We start from the raw sequence: 21,631 nt of genomic DNA on the forward strand, positions 1-21,631 counted from the left end.
TGAACGCGAGTCGGGTCCTTGCCATTCCACCGCGCCGCCGCGGCCCATCGCGCCCCAACCGGACGACCGGCGGTACGGCGAAGCCTCCGAAGTCCGGTGGCACGGCCGCAGCGGCGGGTCAGCGGCCGAGTTCGCCGAACCAGCCCGCCAGCTTGCCCCGGCGACTGATCGCCCTGATCCGCCGCTCGGCCGAGTCGCGGCAGGCGGCGGTGGTCACGACCAGGAGCTGGTCGTCGACCTTGATCCTGGTGGTGTCGGTGGGCACGAACGTCCGGCCGTCCCTCACGATCAGCGTGACCTGGGCGTCGGAGGGCAGCCGGAGTTCGAAGATCTCCACACCCTGAAGCTTGGAGGTCGGCGGGATCTTTATCTGGAGCAGGTCGGCGTTGAGCTCCTCCAGCGGCGCCGACTCCACTTCCAGGTCCTGCGCCTCGTCCACCTTCGACAGCCCGAGCCGCGTGGCCACGAAGGGCAGCGTCGGCCCCTGGATCAGGGTGTAGACGACCACGATGACGAACACCTCGTTGAACACGAGCTTGGCGGAGCCGTCGCCGCCCGTGCTCGCCGCCCAGGGGATGGTGGCGAGCACGATGGGGACCGCGCCGCGCAGTCCCGCCCACGACAGGAACGCCTGCTCGCGCCAGCCGAGCCGGTCCACCCGGGCGATCCGTACCAGGAAGGCGCAGACCACGATCGACAGCGGCCGGGCCACCGCGACCAGGATAAATCCGGCCACCAGGCCCGGGATGATCGCCGACGGCATCTCCGATGGGCTGGCCAGCAGGCCGAGCATGACGAACAGGCCGATCTGCGCGAGCCAGGCCACTCCTTCGGCGAACCCCCGGGTTGCGGCGCGGTGCGGCATCCGGGAGTTGCCCATGATCAGTGCGGCGAGGTAGACCGCGAGGAAGCCGCTGCCGCCCAGGTGGACGGCCCCGGAGTAGGCGACGAACGCCAGGGCCAGCACGGCGATCGGGTAGAGACCGGAGACCGGCAGCGCGATCCGGCGCAGCGCGTACACGCCCAGGGGCCCGATGGCCAGACCGGCGGCGGCGCCCACCGCCAGTTCGACGACCACCTCCAGCAGCGCGTGCTCCACCGAGGACGAGCCCGCCGCGCTCAGCAGCACCACCGCGATGACGGTGGGGGCGTCGTTGAACCCGGACTCGGCCTCCAGGATGCCCGCGAGGTGGCGCGGCAGCGGCAACCGGCGCAGGACGGAGAAGACGGCCGCGGCGTCGGTCGAGGCGAGCACCGCGCCGATGATCAGGGAGGTGCGCAGGTCCATGTGGAGCAGCAGGTGGACCGGTACGGCGACGGCCACGATGCTCACCCCCACGCCGACGGTGGCGAGCACCGCCGCGAGGGGGACGGCCTTCTTGACGTGGTTCCAGTTGGTGGTCAGGCCGCCCTCGGCGAGGATGACGGCCAGGGCGATCATCCCTATCTGCTGGGCGAGCTGCGGGTTCTCGAACTGCAGGCCCAGGCCGGCCTCGCCGACGAGCAGGCCGATGCCGAGGAAGATGAGAAGGCTGGGCAGGCCGGTGCGGTGGGCGACGCGCACCGCGACGATGGCCGCTATCACCACCCCTGCGCCCAGAAGAAGCCAGAAGTCGATGTCCATCTGGCCCCCTCTCCGACCTCGGGGACCATTCTGTCGTATTCGGCCGCCTCATCCGTCCCGCGCGTCTCACCGGGCCTGCTGGACGCTCTCATCCGTCCCGCGCGTCTCACCGGGCCAGGTGGACGATCTCACCCGTCCCCTGCGGCCTCATCCGTCCCGTGCGGCTCACGGGGCCAGGTGGACGATCCCCTCCGGGGTGGCCGCGTAGCGGACCGGCACGTCGTGCGGCTCGGCCGGCACGCCGTCCATCAGCTCGCCCTCGTGCAGCAGCGCGACCGTCGGCACGTTCGGGCCGACCCGGGCCAGCGCGCGGTCGTAGGAGCCGCCGCCGCGGCCGAGCCGTACGCCGGTCGCGCGGTCCACGGCCAGGGCGGGCACGATGACCAGGGCGGCGGTACGGATCGCGTCGACGCCGCGCCGGGTGTCGACCGGCTCCATGATCCCGAAGCGCCCGGGGGCGAGGGTGTCGGGGCCGTCGTACACCGCCCAGTCGAGGTCGTCGTCGTCACGCAGTACCGGCAGCATCACGGTCGCGCCGTGCTTCCACAACGCGAAGACGAGGCCGTGGGTCTCGGGCTCGGCGCCGACGGACCAGTAGCAGGCGACCAGCCCGGCCATCTGCACCCAGGGCCGGTCGAGCAGGGCGTCCCTGATCCGGACGGAGGCCGCGTGCCGCGCGTCGCCGGGGATGGCGGTCCGCGCGTCCTCGATGGAGGACCTCAGCCTCGACTTGTCCACAGACGCCTCCGTTATGGTTTCGGTTATGACCGACTTCCATTCTGTGACCAAAGCCGTAGTCCCCGCCGCGGGGCTGGGCACGCGCTTCCTGCCCGCCACCAAGGCGACCCCTAAGGAGATGCTTCCGATCGTCGACAAGCCGGCGATCCAGTATGTCGTGGAGGAGGCCGTCTCCGCCGGTCTGCTGGACGTCCTGATGGTGACCGGGAAGAACAAGAGGTCCATCGAGGACCATTTCGACCGGGCGATCGAGCTTGAGGACGTGCTGGAGGCCAAGGGCGACGACGAGCGCCTGTCCAAGGTGCGTGAGCCCGCCGACCTTGCGACCATCCACTATGTACGGCAGGGCGAGCCGCGCGGCCTCGGCCACGCGGTGCTGTGCGCCAAGCAGCACGTGGGCGACCACCCGTTCGCCTGCCTGCTCGGTGACGACCTGATCGACCAGCGTGACGAGCTGCTCAAGCGGATGATCGAGGTGCGCCGGGCCCACGGCGGCAGCGTCATCGCACTGATGGAGGTGCCCCAGGAGCAGGTGTCCCTGTACGGCTGCGCCGCCATCGAGGCCACCGCCGAGGACGACGTGGTGCGGGTGACGGACCTGGTGGAGAAGCCCCCGGCGGACGAGGCGCCGTCCAACTGGGCCATCATCGGCCGCTACGTGCTCGACCCGGCCGTGTTCGACGTCCTGGAGAACACCGGGCCCGGCCGCGGCGGCGAGATCCAGCTCACCGACGCGCTGCGCACCCTGGCGGGCCGCGGCAAGGAGGAGGGCGGCCCGGTCCACGGCGTGCTGTTCCGCGGCCGCCGCTACGACACCGGCGACAAGCTCGAATACCTGCGCACGGTGGTGAAGTTCGCCGCCGACCGGCCCGACCTGGGACCGGACTTCCTGCCCTGGCTGAAGGAGTTCCTGGCGTCTCGATGAACGATCCCATGAGAACGGTCGACGACCACCTTTCCGACATTCTGCGGACCGTGCGGACGCTCGCGCCGCTGGAGATCGAGCTCGACCAGGCGCTGGGCACCACCCTCGCCGAGGAGGTCGCCTCCCCGGTGCCGCTGCCGTCTTTCGACAACTCGGCCATGGACGGCTACGCCGTACGGGCCGGGGACCTCGCGACGGTGCCCGCGAGGCTGCAGGTGCTCGGCGACATCGCGGCCGGCAACGCCCGGACGCTCGCCGTCGGCCCCGGCACGGCCGTACGGATCATGACCGGCGCCCCGGTTCCGCCGGGCGCGGACACCGTGATCCCGGTCGAGTGGACCGACGGCGGCACCGTCGAGGTGCTGATCGACCGGCAGGCTCCCGAGGGCAACGCCATCCGCCGCGCGGGCGAGGACGTCTCCGAGGGGCAGGCCGTACTGCCGGTGGGCACGCCCATCGGCCCGGCGCAGCTCGGCATCCTCGCCGGGGTCGGCCGCCGCCGGGTGCTGGTACGGCCCCGCCCCCGGGTCGTGGTGATCTCCACCGGCGCCGAGCTGGTGGAGCCCGGCGCGCCGCTGGAGCACGGGCAGCTGTGGGAGTCCAACAGCTACACCCTGGCCGCCGCGGTGCAGCAGGCCGGAGGGGAGGGCTACCGCGCCGGGATCGTCGCCGACGACCCCGCCCGGTTCCTCGACCAGCTCGACGCCCAGCTGCTGCGGGCCGACGCCGTGATCACCAGCGGCGGCGTCTCGATGGGCGCCTACGAGCCCGTCAAGGAGGCCCTCTCGCCGCTCGGCACGGTCCGCTTCGAGCGCGTCGCGATGCAGCCGGGCATGCCGCAGGGGTTCGGCGTCGTGGGCCATGACCAGATCCCGATCTTCGCGCTGCCCGGCAACCCGGTGTCGTCCTTCGTGTCGTTCATGCTGTTCGTCCGTCCCGCGCTGCTGAAGATGCGCGGCCTGGCCGCCGGGGCCCCGTACAGCGTGCGGGGGGTGACCGCCGCGCCGCTGCGCTCGCCGCAGGGCAGACGCTCCTACCTGCGCGCCGTGCTCGGCCGCGACGGCACGGTCACGCCGGTCCGGGGGCAGGGCTCGCACCAGCTCGCCGCCCTCGCCTCGGCCAACGCCCTGATCGTGGTCCCCGAGGACGTCACCGAACTGCCCGAGGGCTCGAACGTGGAGGTCATCCCGCTGTGAGCGGATTCACACCCGGGTTCACACCAGGGTTCACCCCCGGAGCCACTTCCGGCGCCACACCTGGGTCGGCTCCGGGAGCCACCCCTGGGTCCGCGCCCGGATTCACGCACATCGACGAGACCGGCGCGGCCCGCATGGTCGACGTCTCCGCCAAGGACGTCTCCGCCCGTACGGCGAGCGCCACCGGCAAGGTGCTGCTGTCGGCCGAGGCGGTCGCGCTGCTGCGGTCGGGGGAGGTGCCCAAGGGCGACGCGCTCGGCACCGCCCGGATCGCGGGGATCATGGGCGCCAAGCGCACCCCCGACCTGATCCCGCTCTGCCACCCGATCGCCCTGCACGGGGTGAAGGTCGACCTGTCGGTTGCCGACGACGGGGTGGAGATCACCGCGCGGGTGAAGACCGCCGACCGCACCGGCGTCGAGATGGAGGCGCTGACCGCGGTCTCCGTCGCCGCGCTCGCGCTGATCGACATGGTCAAGGCGGTGGACCCGGCGGCGGTGATCACCGACGTGCGGGTGGAGGAGAAGACGGGCGGCAAGACCGGGGTCTGGACCCGCCCGTGACCGGCCGCTCCGAGCGGACGCGGATGGACGGATCCCGTCCCGGGCGGACGCGGATGAGGGCTGGATGATCGGATGAGGGCCGGGTGACCAGGTGAAGGCTTTGGTGATCTTATGAGGGCTTTGGTGATCACGGCGTCCAACCGGGCCGCCGCGGGGGTCTACGAGGACAGGTCCGGCAGGCTGCTCGCCGAGCTGCTGGCCGAGGCCGGGTGCGAGGTGACGGGTCCGCGGGTGGTGCCCGACGGCGAGCCGGTCGAGGAGGCGCTGCGGGCCGGGGTGGCGGAGGGGCACGACGTGATCGTCACCACCGGAGGCACCGGACTGACGCCCGCCGACCTGACCCCGGAGGTGACGCGCCGCGTACTCGACAGGGAGATCCCCGGCATCGCCGAGGCGATCCGCCAGTCCACCCGCGACAGGGTGCCCACCTCGATCCTGTCCCGGGGGCTCGCCGGGCAGGCGGGGAACACCCTGATCGTCAACCTGCCGGGATCCTCGGGCGGGGTCCGCGACGGCATGGCCGTACTCGCGCCGATCCTCAAACACGCCGTGGACCAGATCCGCGGAGGGGACCACCCGCGCTGACCGCGACGGCCCGGGCCTGCTCGCGTCGTGGTCCGGGGCGGAGAGGGGAGTGACGAGTCCGTGGCACGGCGGCACGCCTTGGGAGGATGATGGAAGGCGTGGATCGACTACGTGGCTGGCCGGTGACCCTGACGGAGGGGCCCGTGGGGCTTCGGCCGTTGCGGCTGAGAGACGTGCGCGTCTGGCGCGAGTCGCGGCTGCGCAACGCCGACTGGCTGCGCCCCTGGGAGCCGAGCAACCCCGAGACGCCCCTGTTCCGGACGGGTCTCGGCCCCTACGTCTCGATGACCGCCACGCTGCGCCGGGAGGCCCGGCAGGGGCTGGCGCTTCCCTGGGTCGTCACCTACCGGGGGGCGTTCGCCGGGCAGCTGACCGTCGGCGCGATCGTCTGGGGGTCGGCCAGGTCCGCGCAGATCGGCTACTGGGTGGACAGCGCACTGGCGGGGCGGGGCATCATCCCGACCACCGTGGCCATGGCCGTCGACCACTGCTTCTTCACCACCGGCCTGCACCGCGTCGAGGCCAATATCCGTCCGGAAAATCACGCGAGCCGCAGAGTGGTTGAAAAGCTTGGTTTCCGGGAAGAGGGCATCAGACGTCGGCAATTACACATTGACGGCGCCTGGCGTGACCATATTTGTTATGCGCTGACCGTTGAGGATGTGCCCAGAGGGCTGCTGACCAGGTGGCGCAGGGACCGAGAAGCGGCGGCGCACGGCGGCGCTCCGCACGAAGAGGTTTGAAGATCTCGCGACACACCGCATCGAATACTCGTCAAATAGTGACACGCGGTCTTACGGTGCGTGACGTGAGCACATCGAGAGCGCCAGCGGACCAGCGGCGCTTTCGTGCTGCCCGGAGGTGGCCGTGAGCGGCAGCGTCCTCCTCTATCTGGCCATCGTGGTGATGTGGCTGTGCGTGCTCGTGCCCATGTGGCTGCGCCGCGATCGGCCCGCCTACTCCGAGACCGACGCCGAGTCCGGTATGGATGCCGGGGGAGACTCCGACGTCGATGCCGACGCCGTCACCGTCACCGGGCCGTACGGCCCGGCCGCGCGGGTGTCCGAGGACGCGGACGTGGACGGGGGCGGTGACACGCGTGCCGAGCCCCCCGCCGGCACCGATGGCGCGGGCTCCGACGCCCCGGCCGCGGTGCCCGGTTCCGAGGCCGGGAGGCGGCGCGCCGAGAGACGGCGCCGAGCCGTTCAGGTGGCCAAGCGCAGGCGGCTGACACTGTGGTGCGTGCTGCTGCTCCTCGCCTCCGTGGTGACGGCCGCGACCCGGGTGATCCCCTGGTGGGGGATCGCCCCCTCCGTCGTCCTCCTGGGCGGCTACCTGACGGTTCTGCGGGCCGCGGTGAAGGCCGACGCCGAGCGGCGCAGGGCCGCGGCCCTGGCCAGGGCGGAGCGTGCCAGGCGCGCCCGCCGGCGTGCCGAGCTGGAGGCCCGGCGGCCGGTGGCGGAGGTCATCGACCTCACCGCGCTGCGCGACGAGCTGTTCGACCAGTACGCCGAGACACCGCGCCGCGCGGTCGGCGACTGACGCCCGGTACGCCGCGCCGTACGGCCGGCGACCGAGACCCGGTACGCTGCGGCGCGCGGCCGACGACTGAAGCCCGGTACATCGGGACGAGACGCCGTACGGCCGGCGGCTGAGGCCCGGAACGCCGGGACGTGAGCCGTACGGCCGGCGACCGAGACCCGGCACGCCGGGACACCGCGCGGTCGGCGACCGACACCGGGACGCGGCGCCGTACGGCCCCGGGCGGCACGTTCCCATCGGTCTTCGACCCGGTCAGGGCGTCCGGCTCACCGGTCCCCGCCAGAACGGGTCCCGGCCGATGAGACCCAGCATCCTGGTCTGGACGTCCGCGTCGACGGGCACCTCGACCCTGGGACCGTACTGGCCGGAGGAGCGGAGGACCTCCTCCATCGGCTCCATCTCGGCGAGGAGCCGGGCGCAGAAGTCCGGGTCCAGCCGGTCGTCCTGGCCGGTCGCCCTGGACAGATCCCAGGTGTGCATGAACACGTCGGCGGTGTAGAACCGGTCGATCGCGGTGTCCAGCGGCACGGTGCCGATGTGCGGGTTGGCGAGCTCCCGGTGCGCCGTCCCCGGGTCGTCCAGCACCGCCTGCACGCCGTCGCGGTGCGCCTGCCACGCGGCGACCGGGTCGTCGTCCACCGACGGCCCGGGAGGCAGCACGACGCCGGAGCCGGAGGCCAGGAAACCCGGGAGCCATTCGACCAGGTGACGCACGACGTCGCGGGCGGTCCAGCCGGTGACCGGGGACGGCGCGTCCCAGGACCGGGTGCCGCGGACCCGGTCGGTGAACAGCCCGGCGACCTGCCGGTGCCGCTCGGCCGGGTGATCAGACAGTGCCATCGGCGAGCATCCTCTCCAGCTTCGCGTGTCCCTCGTTGACACCGACCTCCATGCCGCTGCGCAGCCACGCGTCACGGCTCTCGAAGCTGTCGACCAGCGACTGCGTCCGCAGCCGCGTACGGCCGTCGCCCAGGTCCTCGAACCACAGCGTCTCCAGTGCGACTCCGTCGGGGTCGCCCTCGAACGTGAAGGTCTGCACGATGCGGTCCGGCCGTACCTCGTGGAAGCAGCCGTGGAACCAGTACTCCGTGTTCCCGTCCGTGTCCTCGCGCGCCGAGACGTACCGCCAGCTGCCGCCGGTACGCGCGTCCCAGTGCTCGATCCGGGTGGCCATGGCGTCGGGACCCACCCACCGGGCGAACAGCGCGGGATCGGTGTGGGCGCGGAACAGCCGTCCGGGTGCCGCGGCGAAGTCACGCGTCATCCGGATGACCGGCAGCCCCGGGTCGGCCTCGATGACCGTCTCCTTGATCATGTTCATCCTCGTCTCCCTCCATCTCCGCCAGGACGGCGTCGAGGCGGCGGTAACGCTGCTCGACACGGCTTCGGTGGCGCTCGATCCAGGTGTCCATCAGGTCGAGGGCATCGGTCTCCAGGCGCACCGGCCGGGGCTGCGGCCCCGGCGGCCGGCTGACGAGCCCCGCGTCCTCCAGCACCCGCAGGTGCTTGTAGACGGCCTGCAGCGACATCCGGTACGGCTCAGCCAGCCGGCTCACGGTCGCGTCGCCCTCCGAGAGCCGGGCGACCATGTCGCGCCGCGTCGGATCCGCGAGGGCGGCGAAGACCCGGGACAGCACGTCCGTGCTCATCACCTCTCCGTTTCAACCCAACGGTTGAAAGAATCCTAGGGTGGAGATCATCTGCCTATCAACCCTGTGGTTGAAAGCACTGTTCAGTGTCGCTTGTCGGGTGATCGGCATCGACGCCGTGACGTGGCTCGCGCCGTACGGGCCGCTCCTGCCGCGCCGTAAGGCCGGCGACCGGCCCTGGGTCCGCCGCCTGCGGCTTCCCACCCTGCCGCGCCGCCCCTCCCGACCTCCCGCACGATCCCTTTGGTCTCCCCGTTCTCGGATGGCGCGAGCGGCTCCAGAAGTTTGCTAACCTAGTTCAGGTCTTGGGGATGTAGCGCAGTCCGGTAGCGCACTTCGTTCGCATCGAAGGGGTCAGGGGTTCGAATCCCCTCATCTCCACAAGACGAAAGGCCCGGTTCCAGATCATGGAGCCGGGCCTTCGACGTGCTGAGATCCTTCCAAGGACAGGGCGTGTCGAGGGCTGTCCGCCTACACTCGAAGGCATGGGTGCCATGCGCGAGGAGCTTCACCACCTGGTAGATCAGGTGCCGGAAGCAGAGCTCCGGCCGGCCTTGGAGTTGATCCGGGGCTTCCTGGAGGAGCATGAGGAGGAGAGCGAGCGGGATCTGCCGTTCTTCGCCTCGTTCGAGGACGAGCCGGACGCGTCCGAGAAGTATCGAGAGATCCTGCGCTCCCGGTCGGGCTTCTGACGTGCTCCTGTGCGACTCGGGTGTACTCATCGCGGTCGGGAGCAAGAAGGACAGGCACCATCATGCGTGCCTCGATCTGCTGCGCCGTACCAAAGGGCCGATTCTTGTGCCGTCGCCGGTGCTGGGTGAGGTGGGTTATTACCTGACGGCCCGGGTCGGTCCCGAGGCGGAGCTGAACTTCCTGAGATCCTTCGGTGGCAACGGCTTCCGCCTGGCCGAGCTTGAGGACAGCGATCTCGTTCGCATGGCGGAGCTGGCGCAGCAGTACATCGGCTTCCCTCTGGGAATCGTCGACGCGTCGGTCATCGCGGTGGCCGAGCGCTTGGGGTTGTCGACGATCGCCACGGTCGATCATCGGCACTTCCGCGCGGTGAGACCTCGCCATGTCGACGCGTTCACCCTCCTGCCGGAAGGGATCACGAGCTCCGGCTGACGGCCAGGACCGGGGCGGGACTCATGATCAGTGAAGACCGGCTGGAGTCAGCGAAAAGTCAGCGGATCCGCTGACACGAGGACGGGGCCGAGATCATCAGGTGGCACCGATGCGGCACCAGATGGCATCCGATGAACCGACCCGGCACGCCCCACCGCGGTTCGCATCGAAGGGGTCAGGGGTTCGAACCCCTTCATCTCCACCCAGGTCAGAGGCCGCTTCCGAGAGACCGGAAGCGGCTTTCTGCGTTGCTGAGTGACCAACTGAGTGACTACGGCCGTATCTCGTCCAGAGGCCCTGGTCATCGCGGGATCATGGACTCCCTCCCAAGATCCGCGCGGGAGGACGAGGCGTTGCGGGTCTGGGAGGAAGGCGATGAAGCATCGTGTGCTGCTGTGCTGGACGAGTGCCGTTCTCCTGTCGCTCCTTCCTCATTGGGGATTCCTGGACGCTGACTCAGGGATTCAGATCTGCGCTCATCTGAACACTGAGGATGGTTACCCCGGTCATGACGTGCTTGCCTTGGGCTTCGGCGCCATGGCTACGCTTCTTCCCGTCGTCCTGGTGGTGCTGACAGTGGCCATATGGCGATCCTCAGGTAAGAGGCTCCGCCTCCTGGCATGGATCGGGGCTGGTGCGGCGCTCATGACGGCCGCCTACTACGCGGTCTCGGTCGTCACGTTCTTCTCCCCCTACTGTCCCTTGGATTCGCAGGGGCTCTGGTTCGTTCTCCTGCTCTATGGAGGTATAGCCGCACTCCTCATCGCCGGTATGCGGCGCAGCCGCCGAGCGAACGCCGGTGCGCGGCCGTGAGCCGTGCTCAGTCGTGCGAGAAGATCTGGTCCATCGCTTCGGCCCCTTCCAGGAGCATCGGCCGGAGCTGCTTGCGGTAGACCGTTTCCGTCACTGAGGTGTTGCGGTGGCCCACCAGGCGTGAGATGGCCTCGATGGACATACCGGAGTCCGACAGTAGTGAGACGAAGCTGTGGCGCATCTCCCGAGGCGTCCACTCCTGAGCGTTCAGGCCGGCCTTCTTGAGGACGGCCCGGAACGAGCGGCGGACGTTGTGGGAGTCCAGTTCCGTGCCGACCTTGGACGCGAACACGAGGCCGTTGTCCTGCCAGCTCGCGCCCGCCGCCTTACGGGCCACGTCCTGACGCTCACGGTGGAGCTTGAGCGCGTCCACACACCGTCTCGGCATGGCCAGCGTGCGCCGGGACCTGCGGGTCTTGGTGTCGCCACCCTCCCGGACCGAGCGCCAGACCATGATGGACGGCGGATTGCCGTCGAGGTCGACATGGGACCAGATGAGCGCCCGTAACTCTTCCGTCCGTGCCCCGAGCAGCAGCGACAGCACGATGTAGGCGTGCAGCGCCGTGCCCTCGGACGCCTTGAGTACGGCTTCGGCCTGGTCGTGAGTCAGCGACTTCGACGGCCGCTCCTCCCTGCCCTTGGGGATCTCGCACAGCAGCACCACGTTCCGCTTCACCTTGTCGCGAGAGGGCTTCGTGGCCGACAAGGACCGCTGGCCGACGGAGAGATGAGCGGCGACGGTATCAGACCGGACTGGACTCGTAGGTGCTTTCCTCTTCCTGCGACGTGAATGCGGTGACTAGTCTGACGGCCGTCAATGATCGACATGGATGTCACAGTGGGCGTCGGGATAAGAGGTAGATATGGCAGTGGGTCGCAGGCCGCGGGTCAGGCTCAGGTCCTTGGCGGTCGCGACGGGTGTGCTGCTGGCGCTCGGTTCGTTGAACCTGTCGGTAAGGAGCGCGGCATTCGGGTTTGATTCCTCAATCGGCCGGCTGTCGGCTTCTGCGGCGAAGAAGCTCTCGTCCTCGGCCGAGGTCACTCCCTTCGGCACTCCGGTTGACGATCCCCTCAAGGGACACACTGGCGCTGTGACAGCGGTGGCTGTTGGCAAGCGTAGCGATGGTACCCCGGTCATCGTCTCCGGCAGTCGCGACAAGACTGTACGGATCTGGAACCTGGACACCGGTAAGCCTATTGGAAAGCCTTTGAAGGGGCATGCCAAATTAATTTATAGCGTAGCGATAGGTAAGCGCAGTGATGGCACTCCGGTCATCGTCTCCGGCGGAGACGACAGCACTCTGCGCATGTGGAATCTGAATACCGGGAAATCTCTTGGTCGGCCTATCGTATCTAAGCGCGATATCATGTGGGGAGTATCAACGGGCAAGCTTCGTGATGGCACTCCGGTCATTGCCGCCACTGCGGGGGGAGTGTCATCAGTCGTCGGCCTGTGGAACCTGAACACGGGTAAATCCATCAAGAGATCCTTCACGGAAGTCTTCACCACTGCTACCGAGGTGGTCACCGGCAAGCGCAGCGACGGCACACCTGTCGTCGTCACTGGAAACACCTCGGGCGAGGCACGCGTCTGGAGTCTGGAGACGGGGAAGCCCGTCAGCAAGTCTCTTGCCGGATGCGATGACTGCCAAGTGCGAGCTTTGGCGATGGGGAAGCGCCGTGACGGCACTCCGGTTGTTGTCTCTGCGTACTCCCCGGGATGGCCTTTCAAGGAGGGAGATCTTGGTGGCAGGATCCGAGTTTGGAACCTGAACACGGGAAAGCCTGTCGGAAAGCCCATCAAGGTTCAGCCCAACGGATTTTCGGATATGACGGTGGGACGGAGCGGCGATGGCTCGTCCGTCATCGTCTACGGTGATGACTACGGCAACGTGTCGGCGTGGGATCTGGATACCGGAGATGCGGTTGGGGAGCCCTTCGACAGCCGCTCCGGCACGGTCTTCGGTTTGGCGGCCGGAAGGCGCAGTGATGGCACTTCAGTCATCGTCTCCTGCGGCAGAGACAAGACGATACGGATCTGGAGTCTAGGATCATAGATGATCTTGCGGGATGGGTTGGCTTGACCTGGCACCGGAAGAGCGGGTCGGCGGAGAGCTGAGTGACCAACTGGGTGACAACGGCCACGGACGGGGCCGGACGGCCGCGGACAACGAGGGACCGTCCCCGCAGCTCAGACAGCGCATAGGCCAAGGATCCGGCCCCTGCGAAAGGCTTCACATCGAAGGGGTCAGGGGTTCGAATCCCCCTCATCTCCACCAGGACGACGAAGGCCCGACTCCAGAACTTGGAGTCGGGCCTTCGTCGTCCTGGAAGGAGTAGAGCCGGTCGGCGGAGAGGGCGCCCTGAAAGGTCGTCCTCAGTGAAGAGCTTTTTGGCCGAGCATCCTGCTTTCCGGACTGAGTGCTGGGGCTCCGGCGGTGGCTTGGCTGCCATCGACAGAGGCGTGGTGGGCGGGTGCGGCTCATCTGAGATGATTCAGGGTCGTATGACGTAATTTGTGATTATTTGACCTCAACTTCGGTTGAGGGTGAAGAGTGCTCTGCGTCGGTGTCGGACAAGCTGAATGCAGGGGGCGGCTGAAGTGCGAGTGGTGCAGGTGGCGCGTTTCGGAGGTCCCGAGGTTTTGGTTCCGGGCGAGGTGCCGGACCCGGTCGCCGGACCGGGACAGGTGGTGGTCGACGTATCCGTCGCCGGCATCACGTTCGTCGAGACGCAGATCCGGCGGGGTGCCGACAAATGGCACGACAGGCCCGTCCTGCCGTACGTGCCGGGCGGTACGGTGGCCGGTCAGGTGGGTTCGGTGGGGGAGGGCGTGGATCTGATCTGGTCCGGACGGCGTGTCATCGCCGAGGTGGGGGAGACCGGCGGCTTCGCCGAGCGCGCGGTGGCCGTGGTGGAGGATCTGATCCCGGTGCCGAATGGGCTGGGGTTGCCTGAGGCCACCGCTCTGCATACCGACGGCAGCACCGCACTGGGGCTGGTCGAGGGAGCCCGGATCCTTCCCGGGGAGTGGGTGCTGGTCGAGGCGGCAGGTGGCGGTGTCGGCACTCTGTTGGTGCAGTTGGCTCGGGCGACAGGCGCCAGGGTGGTGGGAGCCGCACGCGGTGCACGGAAGCTGGACATGATCTGTGGTCTGGGCGCAGATGCCGCGGTCGACTACTCGGACCCCGATTGGGCGAAGCAGGTACACGAGGCGACCGGTGGCGCGGGTCCTGATGTGGTGTTCGACGGGGTCGGCGGAGCGATCGGCCGGGCCGCGTTCGAGGTGACGGCGGTCGGCGGTCGCTTCTCCATTCACGGTGCTTCCAGCGGTCAAGTCACGGAGATCGATCCTGCCCAGGCGCAGCGGCGTGAAGTCGAGGTGATCGGGATCGAGCAGCTCTTCGGTTTCGGGCCGAAGATGCGGGGCTGGGCCGAGCGGGTGATGTCGGAGGCGGCGGCGGGTCGGATCCGGCCGATCATCGGACAGACTTTCCCCCTGGAGCGTGCTGCGGACGCGCATGCCGCGATCGAGTCACGAAGTGCCCTGGGCAAGACTCTCCTGCTGATCTGACGATGCTTGGCGCGGTGTTCCCCGTGGTCAGGATCATCTCCGGTCGATAGAGGCCAGAGGGAGTCAGCGAAAAGTCAGCGGACCCGCTGACACGGGAGCACAACCGAGATCGACGGACCTCATCGTCGTGGCACCTGACAGCACTGGATGGCATCCGGCGACCAGAAGCGGTACGCCCCACCGCGGTTCGCATCGAAGGGGTCAGGGGTTCGAACCCCTTCATCTCCACCCAGGTCAGAGGCCGCTTCCGAGAGACCGGAAGCGGCTTTCTGCGTTGCTGAGTGACCAACTGAGTGACTACGGTCCATCCATCAGGCCCGTGCCCTTCCGGGTTTCGCAAAGTCCAGTGGTGAGGTATCTCAGCGGTGAGCGATTCCAGCCACGTGACCGTGTGGGTCTTCCTGGGAGAGAGTGCTCAATGGGATCCGCCTGGTGATCATGTTGGAGTCCTGGCGAGTGGTTCGGGTCCTGCCTCGATATCCCGACACGGCGGCAAGCGCCAAACAGTGGGAGGTCGCCGTCATGAACAGTCCAAAGGCGCTGACGGGGCTCTCTACTGAGCCAGGAGAACGGCGATCGCCTCGGCGGCATCGGCAACGACGTAGTCAGGCTTGTTGATCTCATCCAGCCATTGGCGGCCGCGATCGATCCAGATCGTTCGCAAACCAGCGGCCTGTCCGCCTCCGATGTCTGCTGCCGCGCTGTCACCGATCATCCACCCGCCCGCCGCCAAGGTCATGCCGCATCGCTCAGCTGCGATCTCGAACAGCTTCCGGTCCGGCTTGCGGACATCCTCCGCCCCAGAGATCGCCCACCCGTCGACATGCTCAGCCACACCACTGCTGGTGATCGTCGTGAGTTGCACATCAGCTAAGCCGTTCGTGACCAGACCGACCTTCCAGCCCGCTCGCCGCAATCGGACGAGTGCGACCAGGGTACTCGGACCGGCCGGGATCAAGGTCGGATGACGGCGACGATACTGAGCCCACAACTCCACAACCGAGTCGGACAGCGAGAACCGCTCCCGGAGCTGGGAGAAGAAGGTTTCCTTAGTGACGAGGCCATCCCCGTCTGCCTCCACGATCCACTCGACTTCGCCTGCGTTAAGCTCGCGCGTTTCGCAGAATTCCACGGCCCATAGGCGCAGCCCTTCAGCACGGTCCACGAGCGTGTTGTCCAGGTCGAAGAGCGCCAGTCGTTGCATGATGGATCAGCCTATCCACCAGTGCCTCTTGACCAATCAGTCACTTCTGCCAGCCATCAGGACGATCTGACCCCTCTTGCGGGTTCGAGCAAAGTGCAGATAAGCACGTCCGGTCAGAAGAGTTGCTGTTGTGCGGCCTGGGCTACCTCACGAAGTGGACGCCCGACGATCCCCGGCATCCTCGCATTTCCGTACCACCCGGCTGGTACGAAGTGGAATTCCGCGGACACCTCTTGGACCCCGACGACCCTGACGACGCCGCCTACGAGTTCGTCCTGAGCGGTCCGGCCGGTGCCCGGCCCACGTTCCATGCCCACCTCAACCACGGCCTCAATCTCATCGAGAACGACTGATCACACCGGATTCATTCGTCTGGGAAGAGACAACCCGGCGAGATGGATACTCTCGCCGGGCTTGGATCTACGTCAGAGTGCTGGGCTACAGGTCGGGAAAGAGCTTGTTCATCGCCTCGGCCCCTTCCAGGAGCATCGGGCGGAGTTGCTTGCGGTAGACCGTCTCCGTCACTGAGGTGTTGCGGTGACCGACCAGACGGGAGATGTTCTCCAGCGGAATGCCGGAGTCGGATAACAGCGAGACGAAGCTGTGCCGCATCTCTCGGGGCGTCCATTCCTTCTCGTTCAGGTCGGCCTTCTTGAGCACGGCCCGGAACGAGCGGCGGACGTTGTGAGAGCCGAGTTCGGTGCCGACCTTGAAGGCGAAGACGAGGCCATTGTCCTGCCAGCCGTCACCTCGGAGAGCGCGGAGCCGTCCGGGCCGGTCGAGGTGATCGGCCGCACGTCGACCGCACCCCAGTGCAGCTTCCGCGAGACCCCGCCGTCCGGGTCAGGGACGTCGAGCCGTACCAATCCACTGCCGCTCCAGCAACGACAGATACCGACTGGAGCGAGCCTCCTCCGCCACGCGGGCCGGCGGTAGACCGCCGTCCTCCGCCCGCCATCGATATCCCGTCTTCCGGCCGATCCCCACGATCCGGCACGCCTCGACCGTGCCCACACCGTCCAGGATCAACTGCCAGTACTGCGAATCCAGGTCGAGCCGCCGCTTGGACGCCGTCTCGTACTGACCCCACCGCCAAGATCTTCAGGACGCTCCTAGCGCGAGATGGGCACGTTTCTGATCGTCCCGAGATCCTTCACGTCGAAGGTCATCGACGTGGTGCCCTCCGGCGGCGCGGGAAAGTAGATGTAACCGCGCTGCGTGGAGCCGGCGGGAATCGTCGTGACCCCGTTCTGCAGGAAGTACGACTCGCTCGTCCGCGTGCTGAAGTACCGCGCCTTGGTGGCCTCGTCCACGAGCGTGATCGCACTGAACGGTGACATCGCCACGTACTCGTGCGCGAACACCGCGCTGAACGGCTGAGGCACGGGCACGACGAACGTCTCCTTGTTCGTGTTCTCGATCTCGAAGGGCGCGACCAGGAGCGCCCCGTCCCGGTAGAGGGGATGCACATCCAGCCGCAGCTCTCCCCGGGTCAGTGACCCGACCACGGGCCCCAGGTCATTCCCTCTGAACGGCGCGGGCTCGGCGGCCACCGTCGCACCCGTCGTCGCCGAGGGCGACAGGGTGACCGTCATGTCCGGGGTGCGGTTCTTCACCTTGTAGGAGATCTCCACCCGGCGGTTGCGTGCCCTGCCCTCGGGGTCGTCGCCGCCGTCCGGTCTTTCGTTCTTGGCGATCGGCTCGTGCTCGCCCTTGCCCGTGGCCCGGTACGTGTAGTCGACCCCCAGCATGCGTGCCAGGTAGTCCCGGACGGCCTTCGCCCGCCGTTCCGACAGTCGCTGATTGTAGGCGTCCTCGCCCTTGCTGTCGGTGTGTCCCTCGATCTCGATGGGCGGCTTGGCGGGATCGGCGCGCTCCCGCGTCTCCTGGGCCGCGTCCCGCAGGATGGACGCCGCCTTCGGCGAGAGAGTGGCCTGGTCGAAGGCGAACAGCACGTCAGCGCGCAGGGCGATGGTCTCGTCCTCACCCTGCTGCGTGACCGACCTCTCGGGCGTCTCCACGTACTCCTGTACGTCGGCCACATAGGACCAGGCGTCGGCGGTCGGCGGCGTCACCGGCCACTGGAACACGCCTCCCGGCTCGGCCTGGCCCTCCTCGCCGGGCCTGGCGACGGGCGGTGACGCGCCGTCGGTCACGGGGATGCCGGTCAGCTCGCCCAGCCCTGCCATGGCGAGCACCGTCACCTGCTTCACCCCCGCGGGCAGCGGTGGGAAATAGACCTCCACCGGGTAGCGGGTGCCCTTCCTGAAGGAGTCCGCGGCGTAGTTCTTCCTGGTGCCGAATGCCTTCTCCCCGTCCTGCTCGCGCAGCGTGAAGTACAGTTTCCTGCCGACCGGGTCCAGCAGCCAGAACTGGGCGAAGTCGGTGGTGAGCGGGCCGAGGCCGAAGTCGGCGCCGTGGAAGTCGGCGGTGTTGATGGAGAGCTCCATCTTCAGAGCGGTGAGGTCGCGATGCCGTTCGACGGCCTTGATCTCCAGATCCACCGGCGCGCCCGCGCTGACCACGCCTCGGCGGGTGAACCCCTTGCCTTGCGCGGCGGTCGAGGGGACCGGCTGCGGCGACGGCGTCTGCCGTGTCGTCTCCTTCTGCTCACCGGGCGTCTGCCGCACCCCGCCCGGCGAGGGCGTCGGCGCGGCACACCCCCCGAGTACGACCATGACAGCGACGGACACGGTCAGAGCGGTGCCACGCACAACAAACCTTCCCTTCAACGAGATCATTCGCGACCGAGATCGGCCGTCAAGTCGATGCTCCCGACTGTGGCAGGGCGTCAGAACTCCCAGGCGTCGTCGCGCAGGAGCACCACCTTCCCGCCGGGCCCCAGCCCGGTGACCGTGACGTCCGAGCCGCCGACCATGAAGTCGACGTGCACGCGCGAGGTGTTCACACCCGCCGCGTCGAGCCGTGCGGGATCGTCGGTACGCAGGTGGGCGGGCACGCCCGGAGGCAGCCCGGCGCCCCAGGCCAGGTGGCAGGTGGCGTTCTCGTCCAGAAGGGTCTCCATGAAGGTGATGCCGCTCTCGCCCACCCGCGAGGAGCCGTCGACCAGGGCGAGCTCGCCCAGCCGGGCCGCTCCCGCGTCGGTCGCCTGGTGCGCGCGGACGACGTCGGCTCCGGCGCTCGCCCTGACACCGGTCACGACGCCGTCGGCGAAGGTCAGTTCCAGATCGCGGATGACCGTGCCGTCGAGGGACAGCGGCCGGGTGGCGCGGACCGTGCCGTCGACGCGCCGGTAGTCGGGAGTCGTGAACACCTCCTCGGTCGGCAGGTTGGCCTGGAACGGGCGGCCCTGGACGTCCTCCAGGCGGGCGGCGGTCCAGTGGGCGTCCGGGAGGAGGCCGATGGTCAGGTCGGTGCCGGGGCCTTCGAACCGCACGGCGTCCAGGCGCATCTCGGTGAGCCGCCGGGCGCGGTCGAGCAGTTCGACGATGCGCTGCCGCCACGCCTCGCGCGGGTCGGGCTCGTCCAGACGGAGGACACGGCGCAGGTGCCGCCACAGCCGGGCCTGGTCGGGTTCGCCGAAGACGGCGCGGGCCCACTCGGGCGTCGGGCAGGGGACGATCGTCCAGCGGACCAGGTTGTCGAGCTGGAGCCGCTGCCGGGAGGTCAGGGCCGGCATGCGGTCCAGCCCGACGCGCACCGGGTCCAGCCCGGCCAGGAGGTCGGGGGCGGCGGCGCCGCGGATGTTGACGAGGACGCCGCTTTCGCGTCCGAGCTCGTCGTTGCGGGCGTCGAGCCACGAGGGCACCTCGGCCAGGCTCGCGGTGGCGGCGTGCCGGACGCGGGATCGTTTGACGTACGGGTCGAAGTACCAGACGTCGACGTAGCGGGCGCCTCTGGCGTATGCAGCCTCGGCCAGGGCGCGGGCGAGCGGGGCATGCCCGATCTCGGCGTTGATCAGCACCCGGTCGTCCGCCAGCAGGGGCACGGCCACGTCGAACACGACGTCGGCATAGCCGGACAGGTCAGCGGGGGGAACGGTCAAGGGGGGCTCCTTCGTGTTCGCGGTGACGTACGGGCAGGAACAGCAGCGCTCCGGCGGCGGACACGACGCCCGCGAGGGCGAAGCCGCCGGCCAGGCCGAACCGGTCGGCGAGGGCGCCGAGGGCCAGGGCGGCGGTGAGGAATCCGATGTCGAAGAAGGCCGTCGTGGTGGCGACGGCGGATCCGCGTTCGCGGGCGGGCAGGCCGTGCACCGCCATCCTGAGGAATGCGGGCAGCCCGAGGCCCTGCCCGGCGCCGATCAGCGCGATCGCGCACCAGGTCCCGGCCGGAGAGGGCCAGACGGCGAGTAGGGTCGATCCCGTCCCGGTCAGCAGGAGGGAGGTGACGGCCAGGCGCGTCGGGGCGGCCGTGGCGAGCAGGCGATGTCCGGCCAGCCGGATGGCGACGAGGACGCCGCCGTAGACCAGGAAATGGAGGCCGCCGGAGCCGCCGAGCGCGGCGAGGCGCAGCGGCAGGAAGGCGCTGATGGCGGTGTAGCCCCACACGGAGGCCAGGTAGCCGAAGCCGGGTCGTAGAGCGGACGTGTGGTACAGCCGGGCCCGCCGGATTCCCGGATCCGGGCTCGCGCTCTCCGTGTCCGGGCTCATCGTGTTCGGCAGGGTGAGGCCGAGCGCCGCCGACCCCAGCGCCGCGGCCGCGGCCGTGACCCAGACTGCGGCGAACCCGGACGCGGCGTACAGCGTCTCGGCGATGACGGGCCCCGCGAGCAGGCCGGCGTTGACGGCGACGGAGAAGTGGTTGATCGCCGCGCCGGGCCGCCGGTGGTCGCCGGCCAGGGTTGCGAGGCCGACGTAGGCCAGTGCCTCACCGATTCCGGCGACGCCGCGCAGGACGAGGAAGAGCGGTAACCGCCCGACGGCGAGCAGCGCGAGGGACGTGCCGGACAGCAGCAGCGCGCCCGCGCACAGGGCCGTGCGGCGTCCGGCTCTGTCGGCCACCCGTCCGGCCAGCGGGCGCGCGAGCACCCCGGCCACCGCGGTGACGGCCAGCGAGACGCCCACCATGCCGGCCTGCCGGTCCAGCGGGCCGGTGACGTATCGCGGAACCGCCGGGATGAGCAGTCCGATCGACAGGAACGCGCCGGCCGCGCAGACGAGCAGGCGGCCGATCACCGCTCGTCACGTAGTTCGAGCAGGCGGCCGATCATCGTTCGTCACGTAGTTCGAGCAGGAGCGCGGTCATGCTGACCTTGACGCCGTCGTGCGGCGGGCCGGCCTTGTCGTGCAGGAGCGCCACGGCCTGGTCGACCAGGCCGACGATCTCCTCCCAAACGGGCCTGGCCAGCCATACCTCGGCGTCCATCGACGTGCGCTGGCGATCAATCTCAGTCAGGCGCCTGGCCAGGTCGGTGCTCATCGCCCGGTGGACGAGTTGCCGTCCCTCGGACCGGTCGAGGCGCTCGCCGCTGGACGGATCGTACCGGTACCGCAGTTGCGGACGGCCCTTGCCTGTCCGCGGCCGCTCGTCCGTCTGCTGGAGGAAGCCCGCTTTGGCCAACTGGCGCAGGTGGTAGCTGGCTGAGGCGTGCGCGATGCCGAGTTCGTCGGCGACCTCGGTGGCCGACATCGACGCGCCGGTGAGCAGCGACACGATGCGGATGCGCAGCGGGTTGGCCAGGGCGCGCAGGGGAACCAGGTCATCCTGATTTTCCAAAGACACCTTGGGATCATAATTTATCCAACAACTCTTGGGAAAGAGGCGACTCTGCGACGCGCCCTCAGGACTGGACGGCAGCGCTGGACGATCGCGGCGTTCATCTCGGAGAGCGATGATGAGGCGGGGCTGCGGCGTGGCGGGCTGAATCGCCCAAGCGGTAATGAACGGCGCAGACTTCATCGAGCGCCGCTGGAGGTCCTCGACCTTCCACCGCCGCAGCGAGCAGGTCACGCGGTACGACCTGTTCGATCGCGTTCCACACGTGCGACGGCCCGACGAGGATGCCTTGCGCCTCCTTCGGCCTCCAGCGCCTCACGGGTTGCGTCCACGGAGGTGGTGTATGAGTTTCCCCAGCTAGCAGGCGTGGCGCCGTGAAATGAGAACGGCCATCGCGTGATCCTTCGAGTGCGA

23 protein-coding genes, 1 tRNA gene and 1 pseudogene are annotated in these 21,631 nt (G+C 68.8%); 12 read left to right on the forward strand and 13 right to left on the reverse strand.

Translation table 11 applies throughout. The annotated features are described in order from the left end of the window. Positions 1 to 118 precede the first annotated feature (118 nt). Positions 119 to 1,624, reverse strand: coding sequence for a potassium/proton antiporter (locus ACZ6W9_RS36110; protein WP_470121801.1), 1,506 nt, complete (start codon positions 1,622 to 1,624; stop codon positions 119 to 121). Positions 1,625 to 1,789: 165 nt separating this feature from the next. Continuing rightward, entirely contained in the window at positions 1,790 to 2,362 is a 573-nt protein-coding gene (locus tag ACZ6W9_RS36115) for a 5-formyltetrahydrofolate cyclo-ligase (RefSeq protein WP_470121803.1), read from the reverse strand. A gap of 25 nt (positions 2,363 to 2,387) precedes the next feature. Here ACZ6W9_RS36115 and galU point away from each other — a divergent pair, with 25 nt between their 5' ends. The 6 genes from galU (at position 2,388) to sepX (ending at position 7,173) form a co-directional block, all read left to right on the forward strand. After that, positions 2,388 to 3,287, forward strand: a complete 900-nt coding sequence (gene galU, locus ACZ6W9_RS36120) for a UTP--glucose-1-phosphate uridylyltransferase GalU (RefSeq protein WP_470121804.1) — start codon at positions 2,388 to 2,390, stop codon at positions 3,285 to 3,287. A gap of 8 nt (positions 3,288 to 3,295) precedes the next feature. After that, complete coding sequence (gene glp / locus ACZ6W9_RS36125) at positions 3,296 to 4,483, forward strand: molybdotransferase-like divisome protein Glp (RefSeq protein WP_389957943.1); 1,188 nt, start codon at positions 3,296 to 3,298, stop codon at positions 4,481 to 4,483. A 110-nt stretch (positions 4,484 to 4,593) separates the two neighbouring features. After that, on the forward strand, positions 4,594 to 5,046 hold the full coding sequence (gene moaC, locus ACZ6W9_RS36130) for a cyclic pyranopterin monophosphate synthase MoaC (RefSeq protein ID WP_389957941.1): 453 nt from the start codon (positions 4,594 to 4,596) through the stop codon (positions 5,044 to 5,046). A gap of 111 nt (positions 5,047 to 5,157) precedes the next feature. Continuing rightward, on the forward strand, positions 5,158 to 5,631 hold the full coding sequence (locus ACZ6W9_RS36135; RefSeq protein WP_362930874.1) for a MogA/MoaB family molybdenum cofactor biosynthesis protein: 474 nt from the start codon (positions 5,158 to 5,160) through the stop codon (positions 5,629 to 5,631). Between the two features lie 89 nt (positions 5,632 to 5,720). Next, complete coding sequence (locus tag ACZ6W9_RS36140; protein WP_362931228.1) at positions 5,721 to 6,374, forward strand: GNAT family N-acetyltransferase; 654 nt, start codon at positions 5,721 to 5,723, stop codon at positions 6,372 to 6,374. A gap of 124 nt (positions 6,375 to 6,498) precedes the next feature. Beyond that, entirely contained in the window at positions 6,499 to 7,173 is a 675-nt protein-coding gene (gene sepX / locus ACZ6W9_RS36145; protein ID WP_470121805.1) for a divisome protein SepX/GlpR, read from the forward strand. 252 nt (positions 7,174 to 7,425) lie between these two features. Here the strand turns inward: sepX and ACZ6W9_RS36150 are convergent, their stop codons facing one another. Genes ACZ6W9_RS36150 through ACZ6W9_RS36160 form a run of 3 tightly spaced genes read right to left on the reverse strand, consistent with a single transcriptional unit; the run spans position 7,426 to position 8,822 of the window. Beyond that, positions 7,426 to 8,013, reverse strand: a complete 588-nt coding sequence (locus ACZ6W9_RS36150; protein ID WP_389957204.1) for a TIGR03086 family metal-binding protein — start codon at positions 8,011 to 8,013, stop codon at positions 7,426 to 7,428. Continuing rightward, positions 8,000 to 8,494, reverse strand: coding sequence for an SRPBCC family protein (locus ACZ6W9_RS36155; protein ID WP_389957201.1), 495 nt, complete (start codon positions 8,492 to 8,494; stop codon positions 8,000 to 8,002). Before ACZ6W9_RS36155 ends, ACZ6W9_RS36150 begins: the two co-directional genes overlap by 14 nt. Further along, positions 8,427 to 8,822, reverse strand: coding sequence for an ArsR/SmtB family transcription factor (locus tag ACZ6W9_RS36160; RefSeq protein WP_470121806.1), 396 nt, complete (start codon positions 8,820 to 8,822; stop codon positions 8,427 to 8,429). Before ACZ6W9_RS36160 ends, ACZ6W9_RS36155 begins: the two co-directional genes overlap by 68 nt. Before the next feature lie 307 nt (positions 8,823 to 9,129). Here ACZ6W9_RS36160 and ACZ6W9_RS36165 point away from each other — a divergent pair. The 4 genes from ACZ6W9_RS36165 (at position 9,130) to ACZ6W9_RS36180 (ending at position 10,760) form a co-directional block, all read left to right on the forward strand. Then, a tRNA-Ala gene (locus ACZ6W9_RS36165) sits at positions 9,130 to 9,203 on the forward strand. A gap of 104 nt (positions 9,204 to 9,307) precedes the next feature. Beyond that, positions 9,308 to 9,514, forward strand: a complete 207-nt coding sequence (locus ACZ6W9_RS36170; protein WP_179825708.1) for a hypothetical protein — start codon at positions 9,308 to 9,310, stop codon at positions 9,512 to 9,514. Between the two features lies 1 nt (position 9,515). After that, on the forward strand, positions 9,516 to 9,947 hold the full coding sequence (locus ACZ6W9_RS36175) for a type II toxin-antitoxin system VapC family toxin (protein WP_389957191.1): 432 nt from the start codon (positions 9,516 to 9,518) through the stop codon (positions 9,945 to 9,947). Positions 9,948 to 10,322: 375 nt separating this feature from the next. After that, entirely contained in the window at positions 10,323 to 10,760 is a 438-nt protein-coding gene (locus ACZ6W9_RS36180) for a hypothetical protein (RefSeq protein ID WP_389957190.1), read from the forward strand. Positions 10,761 to 10,767: 7 nt separating this feature from the next. Here ACZ6W9_RS36180 and ACZ6W9_RS36185 read toward each other — a convergent pair whose 3' ends face one another. Then, complete coding sequence (locus ACZ6W9_RS36185) at positions 10,768 to 11,436, reverse strand: site-specific integrase (RefSeq protein ID WP_389957187.1); 669 nt, start codon at positions 11,434 to 11,436, stop codon at positions 10,768 to 10,770. 226 nt (positions 11,437 to 11,662) lie between these two features. On the opposite strand from ACZ6W9_RS36185, the gene ACZ6W9_RS36190 reads away from it, so the two are divergent. Together ACZ6W9_RS36190 and ACZ6W9_RS36195 are read left to right on the forward strand one after the other, a co-directional pair. Further along, positions 11,663 to 12,817, forward strand: coding sequence for a WD40 repeat domain-containing protein (locus tag ACZ6W9_RS36190; RefSeq protein WP_389957184.1), 1,155 nt, complete (start codon positions 11,663 to 11,665; stop codon positions 12,815 to 12,817). A 551-nt stretch (positions 12,818 to 13,368) separates the two neighbouring features. Beyond that, positions 13,369 to 14,334, forward strand: a complete 966-nt coding sequence (locus ACZ6W9_RS36195; RefSeq protein WP_470121807.1) for a zinc-binding dehydrogenase — start codon at positions 13,369 to 13,371, stop codon at positions 14,332 to 14,334. A 553-nt stretch (positions 14,335 to 14,887) separates the two neighbouring features. Here ACZ6W9_RS36195 and ACZ6W9_RS36200 read toward each other — a convergent pair. The 7 genes and pseudogenes from ACZ6W9_RS36200 to ACZ6W9_RS36230 form a co-directional block, all read right to left on the reverse strand. Continuing rightward, positions 14,888 to 15,538, reverse strand: coding sequence for an HAD family hydrolase (locus tag ACZ6W9_RS36200; protein WP_389957179.1), 651 nt, complete (start codon positions 15,536 to 15,538; stop codon positions 14,888 to 14,890). Between the two features lie 438 nt (positions 15,539 to 15,976). After that, positions 15,977 to 16,351: a tyrosine-type recombinase/integrase gene (locus ACZ6W9_RS36205; protein ID WP_389957938.1), complete on the reverse strand. Its 375-nt coding sequence runs from the start codon at positions 16,349 to 16,351 to the stop codon at positions 15,977 to 15,979. A gap of 39 nt (positions 16,352 to 16,390) precedes the next feature. After that, positions 16,391 to 16,588: pseudogene (locus tag ACZ6W9_RS36210) on the reverse strand (IS30 family transposase); the annotation flags it as partial. Between the two features lie 62 nt (positions 16,589 to 16,650). Continuing rightward, positions 16,651 to 18,231 (reverse strand): OmpA family protein, encoded by a 1,581-nt coding sequence (locus tag ACZ6W9_RS36215; protein ID WP_470121808.1) that lies wholly within the window; start codon positions 18,229 to 18,231, stop codon positions 16,651 to 16,653. A gap of 98 nt (positions 18,232 to 18,329) precedes the next feature. Continuing rightward, a complete protein-coding gene (locus ACZ6W9_RS36220; protein ID WP_389957173.1) occupies positions 18,330 to 19,544 on the reverse strand; it encodes an aminopeptidase in 1,215 nt (404 codons plus the stop codon). Further along, entirely contained in the window at positions 19,525 to 20,676 is a 1,152-nt protein-coding gene (locus ACZ6W9_RS36225) for an MFS transporter (protein WP_389957171.1), read from the reverse strand. The genes ACZ6W9_RS36220 and ACZ6W9_RS36225 overlap by 20 nt, the downstream gene beginning before the upstream one ends. Positions 20,677 to 20,707: 31 nt before the next feature. Continuing rightward, the gene (locus ACZ6W9_RS36230; protein ID WP_389957168.1) at positions 20,708 to 21,223 is read right to left on the reverse strand and encodes an ArsR/SmtB family transcription factor; all 516 of its coding nucleotides are present in this window, start codon (positions 21,221 to 21,223) and stop codon (positions 20,708 to 20,710) included. Positions 21,224 to 21,631: the final 408 nt, after the last annotated feature.

The sequence above is a fragment of the Streptosporangium sp. NPDC053982 genome (genome assembly GCF_055585205.1).

Bases quoted from the DNA above. Each gene is read 5' to 3' on its own strand.
- ACZ6W9_RS36155 (WP_389957201.1), bottom strand. From the start codon at position 8,494: ATGAACATGATCAAGGAGACGGTCATCGAGGCCGACCCGGGGCTGCCG.
- glp (WP_389957943.1), top strand. From the start codon at position 3,296: ATGAGAACGGTCGACGACCACCTTTCCGACATTCTGCGGACCGTGCGG.
- ACZ6W9_RS36140 (WP_362931228.1), top strand. From the start codon at position 5,721: ATGGAAGGCGTGGATCGACTACGTGGCTGGCCGGTGACCCTGACGGAG.
- ACZ6W9_RS36200 (WP_389957179.1), bottom strand. From the start codon at position 15,538: ATGCAACGACTGGCGCTCTTCGACCTGGACAACACGCTCGTGGACCGT.
- ACZ6W9_RS36150 (WP_389957204.1), bottom strand. From the start codon at position 8,013: ATGGCACTGTCTGATCACCCGGCCGAGCGGCACCGGCAGGTCGCCGGG.
- ACZ6W9_RS36135 (WP_362930874.1), top strand. From the start codon at position 5,158: ATGAGGGCTTTGGTGATCACGGCGTCCAACCGGGCCGCCGCGGGGGTC.
- ACZ6W9_RS36170 (WP_179825708.1), top strand. From the start codon at position 9,308: ATGGGTGCCATGCGCGAGGAGCTTCACCACCTGGTAGATCAGGTGCCG.
- ACZ6W9_RS36180 (WP_389957190.1), top strand. From the start codon at position 10,323: ATGAAGCATCGTGTGCTGCTGTGCTGGACGAGTGCCGTTCTCCTGTCG.
- ACZ6W9_RS36110 (WP_470121801.1), bottom strand. From the start codon at position 1,624: ATGGACATCGACTTCTGGCTTCTTCTGGGCGCAGGGGTGGTGATAGCG.
- galU (WP_470121804.1), top strand. From the start codon at position 2,388: ATGACCGACTTCCATTCTGTGACCAAAGCCGTAGTCCCCGCCGCGGGG.
- ACZ6W9_RS36160 (WP_470121806.1), bottom strand. From the start codon at position 8,822: ATGAGCACGGACGTGCTGTCCCGGGTCTTCGCCGCCCTCGCGGATCCG.